At 66.6% G+C, this 1,147-nt stretch carries 2 pseudogenes; both read right to left on the bottom strand.

What is annotated here, in order from left to right:
* Positions 1-253, bottom strand: a pseudogene (locus tag ACFOHJ_RS24870) (GcvT family protein); the annotation flags it as partial.
* Positions 254-311: 58 nt separating this feature from the next.
* A pseudogene (locus ACFOHJ_RS24875) lies at positions 312-1,133 on the bottom strand (NAD(P)/FAD-dependent oxidoreductase); the annotation flags it as partial.
* Positions 1,134-1,147 lie beyond the last annotated feature (14 nt).

Raw genomic sequence — 1,147 nt, forward strand, 5'->3', positions numbered from 1 at the left:
TGAGTCGTTCCCAGCCGAACTTTACCCCGTTCACCGCGCCCCGCCGCCCAAGCACCGGGTGGAGCGGCGAGCGGCGCAGCGGCCGGCAGGCCGAGCGTTCTTCTTCCGGCCAGGCAACGGCATAATATTTCGAATAGGCCTCGATGGCGCTGTCGCGCAGATAGGCAAGGCCGGTATGCGGCGCGCCGAAGCGACGCAGGTCGAAGGCCCACAAGTCCATGCCGGGATCGCCTTCGAGAATCCAGTTGGCCATGGCCCGCGCCGCCGGAAGCGGCGATACCCGAGGTGAAGCCGCAGGCGAGGAAGAAATTGTCGAGGTCGCCGGCAAACCCCATCACCGGTTCGCCATCGGCCGAAATCGGAATCGGTCCGTTGACCACCGAACGCACGCCGAGCTCGCCCACACCGGGATAGGGGCCGAGGCGCCCTCGATCACTTCGGAAAATGCGGTCGAGATCGTCGGGGAACAGTTCCTGGCCGAAGCCCATCGGCAGCTTGCGTTGCCGTTGACGGCACGCGTTTCCTTCTCCCAGCCGCCGATGGCCAGCGCGGCCGGCTCCTGCTTGGCGTAGAAATTGGCATCCGGGTCGCGCAGTGTCGGCAGGTTGTCCGCCACCAGCGGCGACTTTTCGGTAACGAAACACTGGTGTTCGACAACGGTGACCGGGGCCGATCGTTCCTAGCCATCTCTCCGCACTGGCGCGCCCACAGGCCGGCGGCGTTGACCACGATCTCGCACCGATCTCGCCCTCTACGGTCCTGACACCGACGATGCGGCGGCCCTCGATGGTGAAGCCGGTAACGGCGACGCCTTCCACGATGCGCACGCCGCCAGTGCGCGCACCCCTGGCGTAGGCCTGCGTCAGCGAATAGGGATCGACATGCCCGTCGGAGGCGATCCAGGTCGCGCCGCGCAAATCCTTGACGTCGGCGAGCGGATAGAGCCGCCTGACCTCGTCCGGCCCGACAAGTTCCATGTCGAAGCCGTAGCTCTTGGCGGCGGTCGCGGCGCGCTTCAGTTCTTCCCAGCGCGCGTCGGAAGCGGCCAGCCGAAGGCTGCCGACGTTCTTCCAGCCGACGTCCTGCCCCGTCTCCGCGCCGATCCTGGCGCACAGATCGGCGCTATACTGCATCAGCCGGGTCAATT

Origin of the sequence: Aquamicrobium soli, from assembly GCF_042646345.1 — a bacterium.
GTDB classification, from domain to species: Bacteria; Pseudomonadota; Alphaproteobacteria; order Rhizobiales; family Rhizobiaceae; genus Mesorhizobium; species Mesorhizobium soli_A.